At 52.1% G+C, this 24,224-nt stretch carries 13 protein-coding genes; 4 read left to right on the top strand and 9 right to left on the bottom strand.

Annotated elements, in window-relative coordinates; translation table 11 throughout:
• Positions 1 to 2: 2 nt before the first annotated feature.
• The 6 genes from FVQ81_03365 to FVQ81_03340 all read right to left on the bottom strand — a co-directional run bounded on the left by FVQ81_03365 (position 3) and on the right by FVQ81_03340 (position 7,865).
• Positions 3 to 485, bottom strand: coding sequence for a Rieske 2Fe-2S domain-containing protein (locus FVQ81_03365; GenBank protein MBW7995614.1), 483 nt, complete (start codon positions 483 to 485; stop codon positions 3 to 5).
• Complete coding sequence (locus FVQ81_03360; protein MBW7995613.1) at positions 475 to 2,340, bottom strand: NAD(P)-binding protein; 1,866 nt, start codon at positions 2,338 to 2,340, stop codon at positions 475 to 477. The genes FVQ81_03365 and FVQ81_03360 overlap by 11 nt, the downstream gene beginning before the upstream one ends.
• Positions 2,341 to 2,342: 2 nt before the next feature.
• Entirely contained in the window at positions 2,343 to 2,939 is a 597-nt protein-coding gene (locus FVQ81_03355) for a hypothetical protein (GenBank protein ID MBW7995612.1), read from the bottom strand.
• A gap of 62 nt (positions 2,940 to 3,001) precedes the next feature.
• The gene (locus FVQ81_03350) at positions 3,002 to 4,258 is read right to left on the bottom strand and encodes a hypothetical protein (GenBank protein ID MBW7995611.1); all 1,257 of its coding nucleotides are present in this window, start codon (positions 4,256 to 4,258) and stop codon (positions 3,002 to 3,004) included.
• Between the two features lie 239 nt (positions 4,259 to 4,497).
• Positions 4,498 to 5,901, bottom strand: coding sequence for a sigma-54-dependent Fis family transcriptional regulator (locus tag FVQ81_03345; protein MBW7995610.1), 1,404 nt, complete (start codon positions 5,899 to 5,901; stop codon positions 4,498 to 4,500).
• Positions 5,898 to 7,865 (bottom strand): HAMP domain-containing protein, encoded by a 1,968-nt coding sequence (locus FVQ81_03340; GenBank protein ID MBW7995609.1) that lies wholly within the window; start codon positions 7,863 to 7,865, stop codon positions 5,898 to 5,900. The genes FVQ81_03345 and FVQ81_03340 overlap by 4 nt, the downstream gene beginning before the upstream one ends.
• A 614-nt stretch (positions 7,866 to 8,479) precedes the next feature.
• Here FVQ81_03340 and FVQ81_03335 point away from each other — a divergent pair.
• The 4 genes from FVQ81_03335 to FVQ81_03320 all read left to right on the top strand — a co-directional run bounded on the left by FVQ81_03335 (position 8,480) and on the right by FVQ81_03320 (position 19,854).
• Positions 8,480 to 11,641, top strand: a complete 3,162-nt coding sequence (locus FVQ81_03335) for a PAS domain S-box protein (GenBank protein MBW7995608.1) — start codon at positions 8,480 to 8,482, stop codon at positions 11,639 to 11,641.
• A gap of 58 nt (positions 11,642 to 11,699) precedes the next feature.
• Entirely contained in the window at positions 11,700 to 13,109 is a 1,410-nt protein-coding gene (locus tag FVQ81_03330; protein MBW7995607.1) for a sigma-54-dependent Fis family transcriptional regulator, read from the top strand.
• 288 nt (positions 13,110 to 13,397) lie between these two features.
• A complete protein-coding gene (locus FVQ81_03325; protein MBW7995606.1) occupies positions 13,398 to 18,827 on the top strand; it encodes a choice-of-anchor D domain-containing protein in 5,430 nt (1,809 codons plus the stop codon).
• Positions 18,828 to 18,879: 52 nt separating this feature from the next.
• Positions 18,880 to 19,854: a hypothetical protein gene (locus FVQ81_03320; GenBank protein ID MBW7995605.1), complete on the top strand. Its 975-nt coding sequence runs from the start codon at positions 18,880 to 18,882 to the stop codon at positions 19,852 to 19,854.
• Between the two features lie 50 nt (positions 19,855 to 19,904).
• Here the strand turns inward: FVQ81_03320 and FVQ81_03315 are convergent, their stop codons facing one another.
• The 3 genes from FVQ81_03315 to FVQ81_03305 form a co-directional block, all read right to left on the bottom strand.
• On the bottom strand, positions 19,905 to 20,141 hold the full coding sequence (locus tag FVQ81_03315) for a hypothetical protein (protein ID MBW7995604.1): 237 nt from the start codon (positions 20,139 to 20,141) through the stop codon (positions 19,905 to 19,907).
• Positions 20,142 to 20,654: 513 nt separating this feature from the next.
• Complete coding sequence (locus FVQ81_03310) at positions 20,655 to 21,761, bottom strand: radical SAM protein (GenBank protein MBW7995603.1); 1,107 nt, start codon at positions 21,759 to 21,761, stop codon at positions 20,655 to 20,657.
• A gap of 162 nt (positions 21,762 to 21,923) precedes the next feature.
• Positions 21,924 to 24,212, bottom strand: a complete 2,289-nt coding sequence (locus FVQ81_03305) for a sulfatase-like hydrolase/transferase (GenBank protein ID MBW7995602.1) — start codon at positions 24,210 to 24,212, stop codon at positions 21,924 to 21,926.
• Positions 24,213 to 24,224 lie beyond the last annotated feature (12 nt).

The raw sequence follows: 24,224 nt of genomic DNA, 5'->3' as shown, positions 1-24,224 counted from the left end.
GCTTATACTTTGAGAATTTCGAAAAGATCTACGATTATTTCTTTGTCCACCTCCAGAAAACCTTCCTCGGTCAAATTCATGGCGAAGTGATTCAACGGCTCTGGCGCCGGGCCGTCGATCACCTCACCGATCTTGTTGAAGCGACTCCCGTGACAGGGACAGGCGATAAACTCATCCTGGAGTTTCCAGTTGACTATGCATCCCAGGTGAGTACAGACAGCCGAAAGAGCATAGAAATATCCGGCTTCATCGCGGATAATGAACACTTTAGCTTTAGTGAGATATACAACGGAACCGAGGGAGTATTGATCCGGTGTCCCAACCAGAAATCTGCTCGGTGGCTCGAAAAGCACGTTCGGGGTCAGAAATTCTCCGGTCAGCACCAGCCCTCCTCCCGTGGCAGCGGCCAAGGCTCCACTGCCAAGCGCGACAAAAAACTTGCGCCGGGAGTAAAAGGAGTTTTCTTCCTGAGGTCTATCGGACATCGGCAGTCTCCTCGAAGAATAATGCCTGCATCGTGATGCAACCGACCGGGCACCTTTTAGCGCACAGACCGCAGCGGATACACCGAGTTTCGTCTTTAATGATTACCGCTCCGGGGCCGGCCACGCTTGATTGTCGGTTTTTCCCACCAGGTATTTTCGCCGCGGAAAGCTCCTGCATCAGCTCCTCTTCCCCGCTGACCGCTCTTCCGGGGAGGATCTCAATGCATTTCTCCGGACAGACATCCTCGCAGCCCCCGCAGAGGATACACTCCGTGCCCTTCTCTTCCCTGCCTTCAAAGATTGTATTGATCCAACAGCGGAGGCATCTTTTGCCCTCACGCCTGGCCTGGTTTTCGTTGAATCCAAGTTCAACCTGGGCGATCCCGGTCCGTCTGTCGAGCGGCAGCTTGGGGGCCTTCTGCGGCGGGAGTCTGTCAAAATCCACTGTCGGCCGGTAGGAAAAGGTATCCGGCACGAAAATACGCACATGTTGCCTGGTCGAGGGAGCTGAATTCAACAAATACTGATGGATTGAAGTCGCAGCTCTTTTGCCATCGGCCACGGCGTGTATCACGTTACGCGGTCCGAAAGCCAAATCCCCCCCGGCCCAGATCCCCGGCTCTGAAGTGACCAGGGTTTTCGGATCCACCTGAATTGTACGGTTGGGCCCGATCTGTAGTTCCACCTCGGGAGGGAGGAAAGACAGGTCCGGTTCCTGGCCAATAGCGCAGATGATGGAGTCTGTCTCCAGTGTCTCTTCACTTCCCTCGACAAAAGAAGGGTTGAACTTTCCCTGCTCGTCGAAGACCGATGAGACGGAAAGTACTTCCAATCCTGTTACTTTCCCCTGGCGGGTCAGGACTCGCTTTGGCCCGCGTGAGTAAAGGATGCGGATCCCTTCCTGGGAGGCGTCCTCTATTTCTTCTGCATCAGCAGGGATCTCCTCCTCTGATTCCAGGCAGATCATCTCCACCTGTTTTGCACCGAAACGTATGGCTGAGCGGGCAACATCGAGAGCGCTTACCATATCGGAGACCTGCCGTTCTTCTTTGCCTATGCGTCGGGCGGCTGTACGAGCCACATCGAATGCCACATTGCCACCTCCGATTACCAGAATTTTCTCTCCCATCTGTACGCGGTAGCCGCGATTGGCATTGAGGAGAAAATCCAGGCCCTGGATAACGCCATCGGCATGGATGCCGTCGATTCTCAATTCCCGGCCTCCGTGGGCTCCCAGAGCGAGAAAAATGGCGTTGTAACCGTTTTCCCACAAGTCAGCCAGGGAAAAATCGACCCCCAGTTTTTTCCCAAGGTGGACATCGATCCCCAGATTTATGATAACATTGATTTCAAGACGGATCAGTTCACGCGGCAGGCGGTATTCCGGGATACCCAGGGTCAGCATACCTCCCAGAACATCCTGGGCTTCAAACAGGGAGACCTGATGCCCCAGCAGGGCCAGGTCGTGGGCCGCGGCCAGCCCGGCAGGTCCGCTGCCAATAACGGAGACCCATTTCCCGGTGGAACGTAATCGCTTACTTAAAATGTCCTGAACACTTGCCAGATCCAGCATGCTCTCCACACCGTACCGTTCACAGGTAAAGCGCTTCAAAGCCCGGATGGCGAGAGATGAATCAATTGTTCCCCTGGTGCAGACTTCCTCGCAGGGCGCGGCGCAGATTCTGCCACAGATTGAGGCCAGGGGATTGCTACGCCGGGCTACCCGGTAAGCTTCTTCATATCTCCCCTGGCCGATCAGGGACACATACCTGCCAGCCTCGGTCTGCACCGGGCAGGCCTGCCGGCAGGGGAAATTGGTTTCCCACCAATGGAGATTAATCCTCTCTCTCATCATGACTACCTTTTCAGATTCAGATCGGAAACCACTTTCCCCTCGGCCGGAACATTTACAATCTGTGGCTCGAAGTTCTTGAGTTTCTCATGCCACAACTTAAGAGTGTAGGTTCCCGCCGGTAGATTCTCAATGGAATAGGCACCTGACTTATCGGTTACGGCAAAGTACGGATTCTGCAATACTACTACCCATGCCTCCATTTCCGGGTGGACATTGCAGAGCATTACCGCCGTTCCCTGTTTCTTGAAGGTAAAGGAGCGGCTTTCTCCCTGGGGCCAGGTGCCGAGGTTGAATTTGTCGGCCACCTTGGAGGGAGTAAAAACATTATGCATCACGTTATCACTGTTCAGATAGTCCACGGTCGTACCGAGCAGAACCGGCAGCACATGGGGGATGAATTTCATGCCTTTCTGGTCCATTATGGCATGTTCTTCCGAGACAGAAAACGGACCTTCGGCTTGTTCGACGAACACTACTACATTGGCGCTGTTTCTGGCACCACGAACCGCGACAGTGCCGCTGATCTCCCCCCCCTGCGCCACAGAACTCCAGCCTATCAATAGTGTCACGGCGAGGGTAAAAAGATTCTTTGGATGCATGGTCTCTCGATCCTTTCTCCATCGCAATAATTTCTAAATACAATCTGTGGAGAAAAAGGCACTTACATCGCGAAATCCACCCCGATCACGTACTTATCCTTTTTCTCTCCCGCCTCATCCAGCCGCAGTTGCATCTCGAATGTAACTTTGACATTAGCCCGGATCATCGCGGTTAGCCCCGGGACCACGTATTTCGTTGCTTCTACGCCATCGCCCCGATAACTGTCGATGTAGTCGTAGCGGGCAAAACCGATCAGCCAGGGATAGAGAACAAAGTCGGCTTCGGTGCTGCTGGCCAAGCCTTTTCTTTCCATCAGGCTGTTGGCCTTGGGATTGTCATCGGTGTGGAACTGGGTGGCATTCCAGAGGTTGAGCCGACCGAGCCAGATGTCGGCGAACACTCCGAACACGCTGAAAGAGTTCTCGAACCCGTCGCCGTAAGTACTGTTCCCATTATAGGTATTAATCCCAATGGTGAAAGAGTTGTCTTTCCAAAAGGCAGAACTGGCGCTGGCGGCTTCCGTTCCGCCGGCACGCCCCAATCCGCCGAATTTGTAGGAGAAAATGGAGTAAAAGTCCTTGTCGCTGTCAACATCGTCGTTGCTGTCCGTATTTTGACCATTTACCATCCCAAACTGGTACTTGAAGCCGCCCCGGCCATTCGGTCCGTCCATCGCACCCCATAATTCCAATCCCGACTGGCCGTCACGCAGGCGCCATCCGCTGTCGGAAACACGCATGTTCAGGTAGCCGAAATGTGACGCTGTCAGCCGCATGTGATCCGGGATGGGTGCAGGATCGACCGTACCGACTTTAATGTTGAAACCGGGTTTGGCATTGTACTGCAGGTAAAATCCATAGGCGAATTCATCGGCATGCTCGTATTCCACTTCACCGAAAAAGGAGAACGACTCGCCCAGAGTACCGCCGAAAAGAAACTCGAGCTCATGGGGAAACTCGAAACTCGACTTGGGTTCGACTGGCCGGAAGTTGGTGCGGTTGATCAAACGAAGGCTTACCGGCCCGGTGCCGGGAATGTCTGAGGGCCAGATAGCATCGGGGAATACTTGTTTGTAACTATCCGCACCTAATTTTGTCGGTTCCTCTTTGGTATAGGAAGGGTCCTCTCCTTCAGGATAGCGAAAACCATTGTTCAAGAATGTCCTGCCAAACTTATTCAACTTGGGGTAAGCATAATGGCAGGTGGAACAGGAAGTCTGATACTTCCGTGAAAAAGTGGGGATTGCCGATGCATTGCTGGCAAACCCAAAAATGAAGAGCGTAACCGCGGCTAAAACCCCGCACAATGAACGAGTCACGTCGTCCTCCTTAGTGGAGATAGAGTAGAGAAGGTTTGGGGATTGTGAGAGTGAACGCCTGATCGGAGATTCGCAAAGACCATACCGCGAGGTGCTGCTTAGTTTCGTTTGACGGTCAATGTCACTTAAGTGTTTGGAAGACAACGGGTATGGAGGATTATGAGAAACTTCTGGCGGGAGGAAAAGAAAGGGATGAGTGAAACCAGTTAAGTTTCAGTTCTGTAACCGGGAAGGTGGCATCAGTGTTTAAAGTCCGCGGAAAACAAATGGTGTTTTTTCATGATCCTCTGGAAGCTCTGGCGTTCGATCCCGGCGACATGAGCCGCCTGGGTGACATTACCCCGACTCTGCTGCAAGAGTTCAGTAACAAACTGTTTTTCGAACTGTTGGATCATCTGACGGCGGGCATCCCGCCAGTTCATACTTTTTACTGGAAAAACGAACCTGGCCCGTTCAGGCGAGTCGTAAATATGTTGAGGCAGGCTGCCGGGGCGAAGAAGACCGCTTTTCTCCAGCATTGCCGCTCCTTTGATGATGTTTTCCAGCTCTCTGACATTGCCGGGGTAATCGTACTGAACCAGCAAGTCCTTAACCTTGGGGTCGATGTCAACAATATTATTATCCATCTGATCGGTATAGCGTTGTAAAAAAACGTTGGACAACAGGGGAATATCCGCTTTTCTCTCCCTGAGCGGGGGAAGATGAATGGTGATTGCGTTTAAACGGTAAAACAGGTCCTCGCGAAAACTTCCTTCTACTATCGCTTTAGGCAGGTCCTGATTCGTGGAGGTGATAAACCTGGCCTCAACCGGTATGGAGGTGTTGCTGCCGAGCCGCTCAAAGTTGCGCTCCTGAATCACCCGCAGCAGCTTCTGCTGCAGGTTCGGCGAAAGGTCTCCGATTTCATCCAAAAATATTGTCCCACCCTGGGCCACTTCAAATTTTCCGAGCCGTTTTTCAACCGCCCCAGTAAAAGCGCCTTTCTCATGCCCGAAAATCTCGCTTTCCATCAGGGATTCAGGCAGTACCGTACAGTTGATGGCGATAAACGGCTGGTCACGATTGGGCCCATGGCTATGAATAGCCCTTGCCACCAGTTCTTTCCCAGTTCCACTTTCCCCGTTGATAAGTATGTTAGTAGAGTTGGGCGTGCCGGTCACTGCTCCGATTTTTTTATATATTTCCTGCATCAGGGGGTGATTGCCTACCAGTTCGTATTGCTGCGGAAAAGATTGAATGGTGGATTCAAGCCCCTTCACCCGTTCTTTGAGATGAAATACTTCGATTGCTCTATGGGCAAGGATTCGGATTTTATCAACGTCCAGCGGTTTGGTGATATATTCGTAAGCACCCAGTTGGACAGCTTTAATAGCTGTCTGCATGGTGCCCACTCCGGTGATCATAATAGTCGGAATATCGATCTCCTGCTCTTTCATTGTCTCCATCACGCCAAAACCGTCCAGTTCCGGCATCGAATAATCCAGGAAGATTACCTGTGGATTTTCATTTTTCAATACCTGGATGGCTTCTTTCCCGTTTTGAGCCTGGAGGACAGAAACCTTTTCGGCTTCAAAAGTTTTAACGAAAGCATACCTGATATTAGGGTCGTCGTCGACAATGAGTATTTTATTATTACCCATCATTCACTGGGCGCCTTACTCGGAAGGTAAATAGTGAAAGTCGATCCTTTTTTCAGTTCACTTTGAACTGTTATTATGCCATCGTGGGCGTTGATAATTCGCTTCGTCAGAGAAAGTCCCAAGCCGGAACCCTTTGTTTTTGTAGTATAAAAGGGATCGAAGATTCTGGGAATGCTCTCCGGTGGAATACCTTCTCCGGTATCCGACACTTCAATTATAACAACCGGCTCTCCTTTATTTAGAACTATTTTCTGAACTGCGGCAGAAGATGAAACGTCGTTTTCATCGGCGGGGAGGGCGGCATAGTCATAAAGCGTATCTGAGAGTGTGCTAAGCTGGGTGGTAATTTTAACGCTGCCGGATTCTGCGATGGCATCCACAGCGTTGAAAAAAAGGTTTATAAAAACTTTTTCCATATGGTCCCTGTCTAGCAAGACCTTCTTGATATGAGGGTCCAAATCCAAATCGAGATGAATGGATTTAATTTGAAATTGATGCTGGGCCAACTGGACGCATTCCTCAATCAACCGATGTAAATTGTGAGAAGATTTCCTGATTTTTTCAGGCCGCGCGAATTTCAGCAGATCGTTGACTTTCTGTTCCATCTTCAATGTGGCATCCAAGGCAACCGCGACATCATTGCGCTCATTTTCCCGTACTTTTTCAAGGAGTAACTGCAGGATCATTTTTGTCGAGGTCAGGGAATTTCGAATTTCATGAGCCAGCAAGGCAGCGAACTTTCCTGTTGTAGATAACTTTTCTGCCCTGATGAGCCGATGCTGCATCTCGTACTTCGCAGATATATCCGTGATGATTTCCAGGACTCCATAGGGTTGATTTTCACGAAACAGGGGAATGGCCAGTTGCTCGAAGTGCTGCCCATAGAGAGATCCCGTTTTCTTGTGAATTAATCTGCTTTTTATTTCTCCATCCTCGAGGCACTCCTTGACTTTGCACTCATGAGTTCCAAGCCATGGACAAAGGCCCTCGGAACATTGCCTCTCAAGGAAATCCGTGGATGACCGCTTAACAATTGATTCGAACCTGGCGTTTACCATCTTTATTTTCAAGTTATTATTTAAAAAAATGACCGCGCTGGGAATATGATCAAGGATTGCCTGCAATTTGTCTCGCTCTTCGGCGAGTTCTCTTGTTCTTTCTTGAACCATTTCCTCAAGGTGACTTTTATGTTTTTCAATAACTGCTTCCCGTTCCTGTATAGCACCGGCCATCAGATTAAACGAGTTCCCCAATACTTCTATTTCATCTCCTGTACGGATTTCAACTTTTTCAGATAAGTCTCCCTCCGCCATTTTTCTTGTAACCCTAATCAAACGAGTCATAATATTTCTTAAGCGCCGGTCTATCGCCAAAATTACCAGCATACCCAATATTATTGCACCGACGGTTATCTGGATTCCCCGGACGCTTTCTTCAGCTAAGCGCTGGTTGATGCGTGCGGTATTTATGCCAATGTGAACTTTGCCGAGATAGGTTTGATCCCTTTCAAAAGGGATCAGGAAGTTAAAATTATGTCCTTCTCGATGGAAAAAACCGCTGGGATGGCCAATTTCATGGCTGCTTGCTTCCGTGGGGCGTTCATCCTGCTGTTTCAGGAATTCCAGATGCAAATGGTCCTTGAACTCGGCACGAGACCATTTATCCAGCAACATGTTGTTTTTATCGAAAATCGCAGCGTAGATGATTTCAGGATTGTTCTCCAGTCCAGCCAAAAACCATCTTATAGCATCCAGATCCTTATTTTGCACTGCTTCGACAACTAACGGAGCGAAGGTGGAATAGATGGATGTATAATGCTCTTTAGTGATCTCTTCCACCATGCGATGATGACCTGCAATTGTATAAAAAATCAGCGTACTGATCAGTATTGAATGCACAAGAATCAAAGTGATAATAGTTTTGAAGCGTAAGCTGAGAAACGCCTTGGATCTTGTAGTCTGTTCCATAAGTCCAGGCTCCCGGTTTACGAAAAAATCATCTCTTTGAACAAAATTCGCTTCTGTTAAGGATTATGGTACGATTGACCTGCTTTAGAAACTGTACCCGTAATGATTAAAGAATTCAAGTTTCATCTCGATAATCTTCCCGCCATCAAATTGTACGCTCAATTATCATGAGAAACCTGTCCCCGAAAAGGAGTCCAATAATCTAGAGAAATTCAAGCCGCCATCACTTGAATCTGCCTTACCAAACCCTCCGGCATCCCTGCCGGAAAAGTTTTAAAATAGTCTCGTATGCCCCGCCATTTTTTTGAACGTTTTTACAATAGCTAGTGGATTAGGCTAAATCCGCTGCGTTCGCCTGATCCTCTCCGCATAACCATCAGCTATCAACCTCATATTCGCGCTCTACCAAGCGATCTCTGTTTCGGCTCGATCTAGGGCTAAAGGTTGATCATTGGGTAGGGCGCGTTACTGCTCTGATCCTCTATACCGATTCATTTACGGGGGCAAGCTCATTGCCTGAATAATATCTACACCAATCGATTTATCTCATAAGTACTTGACATGCTGGTTTTTATATGATGAAATAGAATATAATACTCAAAAAGGATTTATCCATGAAAGAAACAAAGCCTTCAAACCGGGACTGCGAAAAACGGCTGAATTTAATTTTATCCGAGTCAAACCAGGAGAGAAGTAACGGGCATGCTTTTAAATCAAAAATTGATTTTCTGGATAAAATTATCAACGGCTCACTTAATATTATAATTGCCGTCGATCAAGAACGAAAAATCGTAGAGTTCAACAATGCTGCCCAGGTTGCATTCGGATACAGCAAAAAGGAGATTCTGGGCAAGCCTATCGATCAGCTTTACTCAGATCCATCAGAAGGCGAGAAAATTGCCGGACAAATCCGCAAGGATGGAGCTTTTCAGGGCCGGGTTGTCAATCGCCGTAAGGATGGAGAAGATTTCGTTTGCATGCTATCAGCTTCGGCACTCCGCTCCGATAATGGCGAGATAATCGGTGTTGTAGGAAATTCAAGAGATATCACCGAGGAGCTCAAAGCGGAGACAGCCCTGAAAGAAAGCGAAGAAACCGCGAGAATACTACTGAACTCCCCCGCCGATTCTATTGTCCTGCTGGATACTTCAGGTACAATTCTGGACCTTAACGAATCCGCGATCAGAGCTCTTGCCGCAGAAGACGAGGCTCCCATCGGGCAAAGCATATTCGAGCTGCTCGGCGAAAAGGAAAGAGAGATTCTGAGAGAGCTTGTTGAAAGCTGTGTGCAGTCTAATATGCCGGCCAAATACGAGTCGGAGAGAGATGTCCGGCTGCTGGGCGATGCAAAGTTCAAAGTCCGTTTTAACAATGCCTTGTATCCTATTCGAGATGAGAGCGGACGGGTAGGCCGCCTGGCTATGTTCAGTTCCGAACTGGCTGACGAAAGAAGCAGGATCCCCAGTGATTCAATAATTAAAAAATCGGGAGTTGAGGATGAGTTATTCAAAACCACGGTGAAGCAACTTCCCGGCATAATCTGGTGCGTGGACAAGGAACTCAGCTTTACGCTTTCCGATGGACTGGGCCTGGCCGGATTGGGCCTGAAACCCGGTAAAGTAGTAGGCATGTCATTGTTTGAGTTTTTTCAAATCTCAGATCCGAACCATGAGTATCTAGTCAAACACAGACAGGCGCTGGCAGGCGCGATTGTCAATATGGAAGCAACGTTTAATTCTATCGTGTATTCATGCAGCATTTCCCCGCTTAGAAACGAGCATGGAAAGATTATCGGAGCACTCGGGATTGCATTTGACATAACTGCTCGAAAGCAATTGGAGCAGGCTATTCGGAAAGAGAAAGAAACTTACCGGGAGCTGGTAGAAAATATTGACGAAACTGTTTTTTCGCTCGATTGCGCAGGGAGATTTACCTATATCAGCCCGGCAATTGAACCCTTGCTCGGATACACGCCGGATGAAGTGATCGGCCGGGAATTCTACAGTTATTTATTTGAGGAAGATTTGCCCGGGCTCGTTGAGCTTTATCGTGATGTGCTAAATGGACAAGCGAAAACCCATGAAATGAGGTTGCCATCAAAGATCAAAGAACCCAGGTGGGTGCGTATCTCAGCCAAACCCATTTATGGCGACGGGGGCGTAGCAGGTATCAGTGGCATTATCTTCGATATCACTGCTCGGAAATCCGCCCAAATTGCGCTGCAGGAGAGTGAAAGAAAGTACCTGAACCTGGTCGAAAACTTGCCGGTCGGGATGTTCAGGACCACTCTGGAACCAGATGGACGGTTTATCATGGCTAACCGGGCAACGGCGAATATGTTAGGATTTGATTCGACCGACGATCTGATCGGAACACTGGTTACCGACCGCTATTTCGATGCAGCGGAGAGATCAATATTTCTCGCTAAGGCAGTTAAGGCTGGAGAGGTGGTTGAACAGGAAGAGCAACTAAGGAAAGCCGACGGGACCCCAATCTGGTGCATGATAACTGGCCGGGCTGTCAAGGACAACACAGGCGTTTTCATGTATTTCGATGGAATAATTGTTGACATCACGAGCCGCAAAACTGCAGAGGAAAAGCTACTCATCAGCGAGAACAGGTTTGAGAGCATCGCCGAAGGCAGCGATGACTGGATCTGGGAGATTGGTGCAAATCTGCGGATCAGGTACACCAACGCAAGAGTCAAAGACATTATCGGTTACGAGCCGAAAGACGTAATTGGCAAGAGCCTGCTTGATTTTATGTATGAGAAAGACATGGACCCGGGCCGATATGAAAATGAATACACGCTGCTCAGCGAACAGATATTTTCCGGGCATCAAACCATTTTGCGGCACAAAAAAGGGAAAAAGGTCATAACCGAAAGTTCCGGTGTCCCCATTTTCAGGAGAGACCGGTCTTTTGTAGGTTTCCAGGGGCTTACCAAAGACATAACCGAAAACATACTGATCAGGGAAAAGGAAGAACTTCAGCGCCAGCAACTGATTCAGGCAGATAAAATGATTTCCCTCGGAATACTCGTCTCGGGTGTAGCGCATGAGATCAACAACCCCAATCAATTTATCATGATTAACATCCCTTTGCTCAAAAGGGCCTGGGAATCCATCGAACCAATTCTAGATAAATACTATCAGGATAACGGTGATTTCCCCTTGGGCGGAATATCCTATTCCACTATGAAACCAAAAATTCCGGAATTGTTCTCTGGTATTTACAACGGCTCCCAGAGAATAAAAAATATTGTCAAGAGCCTTAAAGGGTACGCCAGGGAAGGACAACCGGAAGAAAAAAACCAGCTATCGGTCAATGATGTCATCCAGTCCGCGCTGGTTATTCTCACCAACTTGACCAAGAATTCGACAGATAACCTGAAAGTAAACCTCGGAAATGCTATCCCGCCTGTTATGGGCAACTTTCAGCGACTGGAGCAGGTGTTGATCAATCTGATTCAAAATGCCTGCCAGGCTTTGGATAATCCGCAGAAGGGAATCGAAATAAAATCGGAGTATGTCCGCAACGCTGAAAAGGTTGTGATTGTTATCAGGGATGAAGGAGTCGGGATAAAAAAACGCAATATGAAGTACATTCTGGACCCATTCTTCACTTCCAGGAGGGATTCGGGCGGCTCTGGACTCGGCCTGTCTATTTCGGCCGGGATTATAAATGACCATAACGGTACGATGGAATTCAAGTCTGTGCCCGGAAAAGGTACGACGGCAATAATCAACCTGCCTGTTTTCAAAGCCGGCTCATGAACGTTCATGCTAAACCGCAGGTGGCTGGACCGTGACTACAGAAGGTAAATATCCGCTCATGCCAATACTTATTGTGGACGATGAACCCGAAATCCTGAACTTTTTCGAACTTTCGCTGAACCAGAACGGCATAACCAATACGATTACCTGCGGGAACGGCCGAAAAGCCCTTTCGATTATCAAGGAGCAGGATCTCGAGATGATTCTGCTGGACCTGATGATGCCAAAAGTATCCGGGGAAGTTATCCTCAATCACGTCATGACAAATCTTCCGGATATCCCGGTAATCATGATTACGGGCGTATACGAAGTCGATACCGCGGTGAGGTGCATGAAGCTGGGAGCGTTCGATTACTTGCTTAAACCCATCGAGGAGGAAAACCTGCTGATGAGTGTCAGCCGCGCGATGGAGGTGCGGGAGTTACGGCACGAAAACACGATGCTGGTCCACAAGTTTCTCAGTGACAAGCTGAAACATCCGGAGCATTTCAGCGATATAATCACCAATAGTTCAAGAATGAGATCCATATTCTATTACTGTGAAGCAATCGCAGCAGCGCATTATCCCGTGTTGATTACCGGCGAAACCGGCACGGGGAAAGAGCTTATCGCCAAGGCGATCCATGCCTCAAGCGGCAGGCGGGGTGAGTTCATTGCCGTCAACGTGGCCGGTGTGGATGACAACGTTTTTTCAGACACCCTGTTCGGCCATACCAGGGGGGCATTTACCGGAGCCGATCAGAAAAGGAGCGGATTGATCGAGAAAGCGGAAAACGGGACACTCCTGCTTGATGAAATCGGCGATCTGAGCATGGCTTCGCAGGTGAAACTGCTGCGACTGCTCGAGCAGCGCGAGTATTTCCCTATCGGTTCGGATATCCCCCGGATTGCCAATGTCAGGATTCTGGTGACTACGCATAAAAATCTCGAAGACTCAAGGCTGAAAGGAGAGTTCCGCACCGACCTGTATTTCCGCTTGTGCAACCACAAAGTTACCCTCCCGCCCCTGCGCGAACGCAAGGAAGACATTCCCCTCTTTCTCGACCACTTCCTGGCGGTTGCCGCCAGTGAATGCCGCAAGAAAATACCCGCCTACCATCCCGAGTTGATCACCTTGCTGGAAAACTATAATTTCCCCGGCAATATCAGGGAATTCAAGGCGCTGGTGGCGGATGCCGTGAGCAGGCATGACGGCAGGATGCTGTCTCACGCAGCATTCAAAAACGTAATCCAGCTACCGCTTAAGTCTCCCACCATTGATCCGGTGAAAAAGCATGCGGATGAATCCGGCGACGATACCTGGGCGACGAACCTGGACCCTCTCCCGAAATTGAAAGAGGCGGATCTCGAGTTAATCCGCGAAGCGCTGAAAAGGTCAGGCGGAAACCAGACGGTCGCGGCCATGATGCTGGGCATCAGTCCGCAGGCGCTCAGTAAAAGACTCAAAAGATTGAACGGCCCAATCTGATTTTGCCCATGCCGAACTCCTTCAACTTTTGTCCGGTTTCAACAAAAGTTGAAAGGGATGCAAAGATGCGGCGCACAACGGTTTGCTGAAATTAAAGATTAGATCCGAGTAAAAACATATCCCATCGGCATCCCTCATCTGCGCTTCATCAAAATTGCATCTTCTTTAATTTCAATACTTTATAAGCTTCATTCCGGTTGACACGCTTTTTGCACTGTATTTCGCGTCTAAACATATTACGATCAACTTCAAGATTGGTTATCCAGTCGCTCCATAAATTCATCAAACATGGAAAGTATGTCTGACAACTCCGTCCGTATCTTCAAAATTATTCTCATCTCAATCCTGGCCATACCCTCCATCGCCTTTGCCGCCACGGATATCGATTTGCCCGTCACGGCTCTGGACCTTGGCAGCGTCCCGGTCGGCACAAACAATAGCGCAACATTCGACGTCAGTAATGTCGGTGACGCAGGACTTAGCGTTTCGTCCATTACCAGCGACAACCCGGAGTTTACCAGCAATAAAAGCTCGTTAAATATCCCGGCTGGACAGACTAAGACGGTAACGATCACTTTCACACCCCTGACAACCGGGATTAAAAGCGCCACAATTACCCTCCTCAGCAATGACCCGGACGAGCCCAGTGTAACGGTCAGCCTGTCAGGTACGGGCACTCCAGGGCCTGAAATTAATTTAACGCCCACGAGTGTCCCAATCGGTGACGTTCCTATCGGGGGATCAGCATCGGGTACATTTACTATCGAGAACCTGGGTACGGGTAACCTGACCGTTAGCGCGATTACGTCTGATGACGGCCTCTTTACGGTCAGCCCTGCCAGTGCAACTATCCTTCCCGGCCAGAATCAGCTGGTTACGGTTACTTTCAGCCCTACGAACGGAGCCAACAATAGCGCTACTATTACGGTTGCAAGCGACGACAGTGATGAGCCCTCGCTGACGGTCTCGGTTACCGGCAAAGGTGTAAATGCTCCCGAGATCACCCTGTCAGCCGCTTCGGTCGCTGCCGGCAATGTGAGTGTCGGTGGCTCCGCTACTGCTACTTTCGATATTACCAATGACGGTAACCAAGACCTGGTAGTCAGCAGCATTTCCAGCGACAACGCCGTCTTTGCGGTCAGCCCGGCCTCGGTAACGCTTATTCCGGCGCAGACCCAGACTGTCACCGTCACTTTCGCACCCGTAGCTTCCGGAGCCCAGAGCGCCACGGTCACTGTCGCCAGCAACGACAGTGATGAGCCTAGCGTAACGGTCAGCCTGTCAGGTACAGGGATTGCCCCGGAAATAACTCTATCGGCGGCCTCGGTCGATGCCGGTGATGCCAGTATCGGTGGCTCCGCTACTGCAACTTTCGATATTACCAACGACGGGACCGCGGACCTGGTGGTCAGCATTACTTCCAGTGACATCGCCATTTTTAGCGTCAGCCCGGCCTCGGTCACCCTTACTCCGGCGCAGACACAGACCGTAACTGTCACTTTTGCGCCCGTCGCTTCCGGAGCCCAGAGTGCCAACATCACAGTTGCCAGTAACGACAGTGATGAGCCGTCCCTGACTGTAACCGCCGATGGTAGCGGTGTCGTTCCCGCTCCAGAAATAACCCTTTCTGCGGCCTCGGTCGATGCCGGTAATGCCAGTATCGGTGGCTCCGCAACTGCTGCTTTCGATATTACCAATGACGGTACCGACGACCTGGTGGTCAGCAGCATTTCCAGCGACAATGCCATTTTTAGCGTCAGCCCCGCCTCGGTCACGCTTACTCCGGCCCAGGCCCAGACTGTTACCGTCACTTTCGCGCCCGTCGCCGTCGGAGCGCAAAGCGCCACAGTCACTGTCGCCAGCAACGACAGTGATGAGCCGTCCCTGACTGTTACGGCCAGCGGCAACGGTGTCGTTGGCGCGGCCCCGGAAATAACTCTATCGGCGGCCGCGGTCGATGCCGGTAATGTGAGTGTCGGTGGCTCCGCTACTGCTGCTTTCGATATTACCAATGACGGTACCGACGACCTGGTGGTCAGCAGTATTTCCAGTGATAACGCCGTCTTTACGGTCAGCCCCGCCTCGGTAACGATTATTCCGACCCAGACCCAGACTGTCACCGTCACTTTCGCACCCGTAGCTTCCGGAGCCCAGAGCGCCACGGTCACTGTCGCCAGCAACGACAGTGATGAGCCTAGCGTAACGGTCAGCCTGTCAGGTACAGGGATTGCCCCGGAAATAACTCTATCGGCGGCCGCGGTCGATGCCGGTAATGCCAGTATCGGTGGCTCCGCTACTGCTGCTTTCGATATTACCAATGACGGGACCAGTAACCTGGTGGTCAGCAGCATTTCCAGCGATAATGCTATTTTTAGCGTCAGCCCCGCCTCGGTAACGCTTACTCCGGCCCAGACCCAGACTGTCACCGTCACTTTCGCACCCGTAGCTTCCGGAGCCCAGAGCGCCACAGTCACTGTCGCCAGCAACGACAGTGATAAGCCGTCCCTGACTGTAACCGCCAGCGGCAACGGTGTCGTTGGCGCGGCCCCGGAAATAACTCTTTCGGCGGCCTCGGTCGCTGCCGGTAATGTGAGTGTCGGTGGTAGCGGCACAGCCAGTTTCGATATTACCAACGACGGGACCGCTAACCTGGTGGTCAGCAGCATTTCCAGCGACAACGCCGTCTTTGCGGTCAGCCCGGCCTCGGTTACGCTTACTCCGGCGCAGTCTCAAACCGTAACTGTCACTTTCAGCCCCCTTGCCGCCGGCAGTCAGAGCGCAACGGTCGCCGTAGCCAGCAATGACGGCGATGAGCCTGTACTCAACATTACAGCCATGGGGAATGGTGTTATAGGGGATGGTGCTATAATAACAACCACTCCGGAAATAGAGTTGTCCGCCACGAACATAAATTTTGGTTCGATAAATCTTGGCTCATCATCCAGCTACGAAATCCTGATCAGCAATACAGGTACCGCTGGATTGGACGTGAGCAGCATTACGGTCGATAACGGCAGCTTTTCCGTCAGTCCCGTCAGCCTGTCGATACCGGCCGGACAGTCGCGCAAGGTGACATTGAGATTCCAACCGTCAGAGCTGGGCGCGTATGCCGCTACAGTCACGGTTAACAGCAATGACGAGGATGAGCGCACGTTAAGAATCAGTACGACCGGCGATTGTGTTGTGCCTCCACTCGAACCTCAAATTTCAGTGTCCACGTATATTCTTGACTTGGGGGCAGTGGAAGTTGGAGCATGCGCGTCATCCTCATTCTTCATTAAGAACAACGGTAACGCGGACCTGGTTGTGAGCGGCATCAGTGCGGAAAGCGCTGAGTTCAGCGTCTTCCCGGACAGCGCTACGATTCCGCCCGGCGGCACTCTGGACGTGACGGTATATTTCAAACCTGTTGGGACAGGCCCACTGAGCTCTGCAATCGTGATTATCAATAACGATCCGGACGAGGGAAACCGAACCATTAAAGCCACAGGCGACGTGTTTGATAAAATTGCCGACCCTGCGGTTTCTTTTTCGGTCCAGACGGTGGAACTGATGCCGGATTCCGCAATTACGAGCGGCAGCACAACGTTCTACATCAACAACACAACAAGTGAATTGCTAAACATCGGCTCTATTGTGTGCGACCTGCCGGGGGTCGTCATTTCGCCCCTGACAGCTGATATCCTCCCCGGTGACAGTTGCGCGGTTACAGTTACGTTGGATGTCGAGATTCCAGGCATATACAGTGGCCTGATGTCGATCGCGGTAAGAAGCGAAACCATTGGGACGCAAACTTTTGCACTCGAATTAAACGCCCATCTGGAACCTCCGCAACCGAGCATTCAGCTTGCCAGCTATCTTCTGGATTTCGGTACGGTAACCGCCGGCCAGTCGGTATCCAGGTACCTGACCATCGGCAATACCGGGACGGCGGAATTGACGGCTGATTTCATGGTTCAGGGAAGTTACGCGTTCACGTTGTCACGCGAGTCATTGTCCGTGCTTCCCGGGATGATGGATAGTATCGAAATTAGTCTTGATCCCGATACAGTTTGTACTTTCGAGGCCAGGTTGGAGATCAGCAGTAATGACAGTCAGCATGAAACATTGTCGGTGGATTTAACCAGTAGTTGCCTGCCGACATCTGGGCCGGCTATTGCACTGGCTGTCGTTCCCGGCGGCGAGGTTATTGATTATGACCGTGAGCTTAACCTTGGACAGGTTTATTCCGGTGAGCTGGCTGCATTTACATTCGCTGTCCTGAATGAAGGAAATGACACCCTGCGCGTAACTGGAATCAGTACGGATAACCATCTTTTCAGTGCACCGGAACTTGACAGTGAATTATCGCCCGGCGATCAGCTGGAGGCCCGAATCGTATTTCAGTCCATGGAACCGGGGAACTTCAGCACTAAGGTCATTGTTGCCAGCAACGATAATGACGAAAGCGAATACCGGTTTATCATATCAGTTACCACTCTAGAATCCCCATCAGGTGGAATAGTTATCTCAGCGGAAGAAATTCAATTCGGAGAAACAGTGGTTGGAGATACGACGAGCCGGCAACTGCTGGTTACGAATACCGGAAATGCCAGCATTGTAATCCGATCGATTATAACAGGACCGCTTTGCTTTGCAGTAAGTCCTGATTCGCTGGCCCTTGCACCCGGTGACAGTTCGACTATCGATGTTCTGTTCATTCCGGGGGGTTCCATCGGCAGTTACGACGGTAAACTAAACATCATTGCGGCGGAATTTGACGAGAATCCCATTGAGATAAAACTTACGGGACGCGGTATCGGGATACCATCTCCGACAATCGCAACTTCTCAGGACAGCGTTGTTTTCGACAATGCCTGGGATGGTGGTGTAACCACGGCAGAACTGGAAATATTCAATTCCGGAACGGACGTACTACGGATCTTTAATGTAACGACTGACAGTGATGAATTTTCGCTTTCTGGACTTCCAGATTCAATCGCAGCGGGCGAATCCTGCACTTTGCTGATTTCCTACAGTCCGGCAGAGGACAGGGCGAAAACAAGAAATCTCATAATTTACTCAAATGATTCGGACACACCTGAAAAGCGAGTTATACTCATAACCAAAGCTGCATACCAGTTTATACCAGCTATCAGGCTCTCCGCCAGCAACCTGGTTTTGAATGATTTCGACATCAGATCCGCCAGCAGTACCTCATTTAAGATAGCAAACGCGGGGACTGGTGATCTGATAATACATAAAATTCTTTCCCCCCACCCGGACTACATAATTGAACCTGCTTCGGCAGTAGTTAAGGCGGGACAGGAGATAGAAATAAAGATATTGGCCAACGTAAAGCTTAGTGGAATATACCAGGATACGCTGCTGATAATCAGCAATGATTCCGATCAGGATACCTCGGTCATCCTCCTCAACGTCAATGCCACACAATCAGTTGATGAGTGCAGTCTGCAGCAGAATTTCCCTAATCCCTTCAACCCATCGACAACCATCAGTTACGCTGTTTCCTCAGAGTCACTGGTAGCCCTGAACATTTACGATATCCGCGGCAGATTGATTTACGCACTCGTTAACAGAAACCATCAACCGGGTAACTACTCAGTCAACTGGGACGGAAGAGACAGAGCAGGCCGCGCTGTTTCAAGCGGAGTGTATTTCTACAGATTGCAGTCTGGAGAATTTACTCAAACTCGAAAAATGATGGTGTTGAAATAACCGGCTCTGAATTCTGCTTCGTTACGAATCCTTCTCTAGTGGAGATATCAGGATGCTAAAAGATGATTATTCCAGGATAAACCCGGAAGTTGAACCGCATGAGCTTGTCAACTTCAACCTGTTCAGGAAATTATCACCTAGCGGCGGCCGTCCTGTTTACGTTCAGTTCCATCGAAAAGGCACTCCGTTTGGATCCTGCGTCCCGTCGCAAATCTACATCCATGCCGATGAAATTGAAGAATTACTCAAAACAGTACCTAAGGCAAAAATATACCAGAAAAAACTGCCCTGCGGGAAAATCGCCTTTATGCTGATGACAAACTGGTATGAAAGCAAAGTGTTAAAAAATCCAGACCTTGATCCTAGAGCTCAAATTGAATTCACGGTTCATTGCCTGAACGAATCTCTTCGGTTTCTGCAATCCAACGCTCATTCGGTCAATGGCCTTAACGATTCACTGCGGAAAATTTCCGCCAACCTGGTATTATTAACATACAATCTGTTGATAACCGATGAAATCAGAAACTACCTGCTGGCTGAGGTCTTTTACAGGAACAAAAACCACCTGCCCCATGCAATGAGAGTCTGTATGTATACCTGCTATACGGTTGCGGTTATCAGCAGTTTAAAATCAATCGATTTCGAACCGCAATTGGTCGCGAATACGATCTGGGGCATCTTGATCCATGACGAGCGGTTTTGGCGGAATAATTTCGCTAAACAGTTGGAAAGCGCCAGATCAGAATGGCCCGCTGAAGTGGGTGATTTGGACCAGCATTTAAAATACGTGTCCGATCTCGATTATTGCGATGACCGGCCTGCGGCGCCAATGCTGAGAATTGCAACAATAACGGATGCATTCGATGAATTGACTGCCTGTACTCACAACACTTATGTTTCCAGCCATTCGGATGCATTCACGTATTTAAGGCAGCGAATGACTGATAATCTCTACCGGCCTTACCTCGAAATGTTCATCGGGGCATTCTGCTCGTCCGCCTCCGAAAAAACAATCCATGTCGGTTAGGCGAAGGCCCTGACGTTCAGTTTCATCCTGTCATCCTTGCTTGATACATGCTACAGCAGCCCCTCCTCTTTCAGGATCGCTTTCTGCCGGGCTATATCCGCATCCACCTCTGCCATCATCTCCTTGAACTCCGGCGTATCCCGCAGAGACTCCAGAGGCGGGTCGAGCTTGGCATACCAGCTCTGTCGCCAGCCGCGGTCGATGGCCCGGCGCAGCGCGGCGAGCGCCTTGTCCTTTTCTCCTGCAACCGCGTGCAGCCAGGCCACCACGATGTAGAGCGCTGCCACCCGAATAACCTTGCGGCGCTTGAGTTCTGCAAAAAGGTTGGTCAATGTTGAAACAGGTTTGAACAATTGGCTGGCTCTGGCGCGGAGTTACTTATTTCAATGCTTTAGAAAACCAACCGGCACGCTCTTGTTTTTCCCAGTCCTTGTTCCGCTTGCTAGCTATCGTGATTGATTCTCATTTATAATTGTCAATATATCAATTTAACCGATATTCACCAAATCAAAATTGAAATTTTAAAGATGGCCTACTCTTTCGATTCTGAGCGACAACTTTCGTCCTTTTCAGCTTGCATCGAGAGATTCCCGTTGTTTATTCAATAAAAAATCCGTCCTCATCAGGAGTATCAATGATTTGCTTGGCCTGTGGACGAAAAGACCTGCATCTAAGGTAACTTTTAAACCATGAAATTAAAGCCTTAGACTGCTGTGTTAAAACCGACCTGCAAACCAAAACGGCGCTCCCGGTTTGTTGCCGTAAGCGCCGTCTGCTGATAACAGGATTGTCAGGACGCCTCAGGCTTTCTGACGTTTGACCCGTACCGGCTCGTAGGTGCAGTAAGGCTCCTCGGCCAGAAAATTGCCGACCTCGCCGAACGAGCGGGCGCGGCAGCCCATGCAGACATTCTTGTATTCGCAGAGTCCGCATTTGCCCTCGAGGTTGCCCGTGTCGCGCAGTTTCTCGAACAGGGCAGACTCGTTCCAGATACCCTCGAACGCCGTTTCCTTGACATTGCCCGCGCTGAGTGGCAGGTACCCGCAGGGAAACACCTCGCCGGTGTGGCTGACAAAACAGACCGCGGTCCCGGCCAGGCAGCCGCGGGTCATGGTGTGCATCGTACCGTGGCCGTGGCCCTTGCTCAGCATCTCCTTGCCGCCGCGCTGGAGGATAATCCGGAAATAGTGCGGGGCGCAGGTGGCCTTGATCTGAAGTTGCGGGTTCTCGATCGTCGTCTCGTAAACCCAGTTCAGCACTTCCTCGTAGCGCTCGGGACTGAGCTGCTGTTTCTTGCTCAACTCAACGCCGCAGCCTACGGGCACGAGCATGAAAAAATGCAGGGCGTCGGCGCCCAGGTCCTTGGCCAGCGTGACAATTTCCTCGAGCTGATGGTCGTTGTGGCGCGCCACAGTGCAGTTGACCTGCATGCTCGTCCCGCGCTCGCGAAGGGCGCGGAAACCGGCGACCGCCTTGTCGAAGGAGCCTTGCAGCCCGCGGAACTCGTCGTGGACAGCCGCGCCCGACCCGTCGAAACTGATCGCGACCCTCCGTACGCCGGCGGCCACCACCTTGTCCGCCACTTCGCCGTCAATCATGGTCCCGTTGGTGGCCAGCGCCACGGGCAGCCCCTTATCGGCTGCATAGCGGGCGATCTCGAAAATATCCGGGCGGATCATCGGTTCTCCGCCCGAGAGCACGAGAATCGGCGTGGCGAACTTGACGATGCTGTCGATAAACCGCAGGGCGGTTTCCGTATTCATGTCGCCGGGTGCCAGGCCGTCCTGGGCCAGGTCGAGCCGGCGGCAGTGCTGGCAGGTCAGGTTGCAGCCGGCAGTGGTTTCCCAGAACACCAGCCGCAACTGGTTGCCCAGCGGTCCCGGACCGGCGTCGCCGCTGGTCGGCATGCCGCCGTGGGGATGTCCGCCGCCCGGGTGGCCGGCCGAATGGGGGTGGGGGTGCTTATCCATCTATCTCCTCTGATCCGTTGTCATATTTTCGGTAAAGTGGAGCGGAAAGTCGTGTTACAAATATGGGCAAAGGGGCGGGGCATGTCAATGCAGCGCAGCTCAGCGCGCGCGCAGCTCCCGGGCGAAATCCCCCATTTTCAGTGCCCTGGGCGAATCCGGCGCCAGCGCTATTCCCCGCTCGATCAGCATCAAAGCCGAATCCGGCAACTCCAGCCGCTCGGCCAGCAGGATACCGTAGTTGAAACAGGCCTCAGCGTAGTCCGGCTCGATCTCCAGCGCGCTGCTGTATGCGGCCGCGGCTTCGTTCGTGCGCCCGGTGGCGGCCATGACATTGCCCAGGTTGTTCCATGCCGGGGCGAACGAGCTGTCCGCATCCAGCGCGGCGCGGTACGCCCGTTCGGCGCCCTCCCGGTCCTGCCGCGCCGCGCGCACCACTCCCAGGTTGTTCTGCACTTTCTTGTCCCCGGTGAAATCAGCTGCCACCCGGGCCAGAACTTCCTCGGCCTCCTCCAGCTCGCCCAGCCGATAGCGGGCGATCCCCAGATTGTAGAGGGCCAGCGGGTAGTCCGGGTCGACCGCCAGCGCCTCCTCGAAACTTTCCGCCGCAGCTTCCGGCTCGCCGCGCTCCAGCAGCAGACTGCCCAGGTCGTTGAGCACCCTCTTGTCCTGGGGAGCGAGCCTGCGGGCGGTCTCCATGTGTTCCACCGCCACGGCGGTTTCGCCGCAGTCAAGCAGTATATCGGCCAGCATGGCGTGGGCCCGTGCGTGGCCCGGCTGCATCTTGACAGTCCGCTCCAGCCATGAGCGAGTTTCCCCGACCGATCCCAGTCTGCTCCAGGCCAGCGCCAGCATGAAATTGGCCGGACTTTCCGGCTGGAGTTCAACCGCGCGGGTGAACTGCTCGATCGCCAGCCGCATGCTGTCCTGCTCCATCAGCACGAAACCCTTGTAGCGGATGGCGTACAGGTTCTCGGGATCGTCGGCCAGCACGGAATCGAACGCGGCCAGGGCCGCGGCGTACTCACCCTCGGCCTCGGCCATCACCCCCTCCATGAACCGGCCCAGTGAACCGATCATCAGCTTGGGGTCCGGCAGCGAATCGGGGGAGTGCGCCGCCGCGCCGCCGGAGATATAACCCAGCGCCCGCAGGCGTTCGGCTGACTCGCTGTCCAGTTCCATCCGGCCGGCGAGCTGACGGCTCTCGCGCTCCAGCTCCCACTTTAACGCCGCCAGGCGCGAAGACATCCGCTGCGCCCGGTCTGGTTCGCTTTCAACCAGATTCTGTGTCTCGCCGGGGTCGGCGGTGAGGTCGTACAGCTCGGGGACCGGTGCATCGACGTACTTCATATTGCCCTGGACCAGCCCCTCCAGCCTGTGCCAGCCGAATGTCTGCTCGGGCATCAGGGTTTCCAGGTAAACCGCCCGCTCACCCGGACTGTTATCATGCAACAGGCTGCGGCCCTGGATCGAGCCGGGCCATTCGAGTCCCGCGGCTTCCAGTACCGTGGGAAACAAGTCGACCAGACTGACGTTCCCCGAGACCCTCTTGCCGGCCAGTTCACCGCCGGGATACTTGACCAGCAGGGGAATCCGGACAGTGGGATCGTAGATGAATATTCCGTGGGTCGGCTCGCCGTGCTGGCCCAGGGCCTCGCCGTGGTCTCCCACCGCCACGATCAAGGTTCGCTCGTATTCGCCGCTTTCGCGCAGGCAGTCCAGCAGACGGCCGAGCTGGCTGTCCATGTAGGCGACCTCGCCGTCGTAGGGACGGCCCGGGCAGAGCGAGTCGTACGGTGCGGGCGGGCGGCAGGGCGAGTGCGGATCGAAATAGTGGACCCAGAGAAAGAACGGCCGCCGGTGTCCGAGACCGTTAAGCCATTCGAGAGCCGCATCGGTAACCTCACCGGCCGAGCGCTCCACGTAGAACGCCGCCTTCGCGCCGGGTTGGCCTTTCAGGCGCTCATCGTAATGGTCAAAACCCTGGGCCAGTCCGAACCGCGAGCTCAGCACGTAGGCCCCGATCGCCGCGCCCGTATTCATCCCGGCCTCGCCCAGCACCTCGGCCAGGGTGACAGCCTCATCCTCCAGGCGGTAGATTCCGTTGTCGCGGACCCCGTGGACCGGCGGGTACAGGCCGGTGAACAGGCTGGCGTGGGCGGGCAGGGTGATCGGCGAGGTGGTGAACGCGTTCTCGAACAGGACTCCGTCGACGGCGAGACTGTCCAGCGACGGCGTATGTGCCCGCTCGTAGCCATAGCAGCCCAGGCGGTCGGCGCGGGTCGTATCGAGCGTGACTATGATAATGTTGAAATCCGGCGGGCTGGCGCAGACGGCGGCCAGCAAAGTCAGCGATACGGAGTAAAACCGGATCAATCGCGGCAGATTCATCGGATCACCGGC

It is taken from the genome of Candidatus Glassbacteria bacterium (assembly GCA_019456185.1).
Lineage (GTDB): Bacteria > Gemmatimonadota > Glassbacteria > GWA2-58-10 > GWA2-58-10 > JAJRTS01.
The sequence above is the reverse complement of the archived record's forward strand: the minus strand, read 5'-3'. Positions and strand labels throughout refer to the sequence as shown.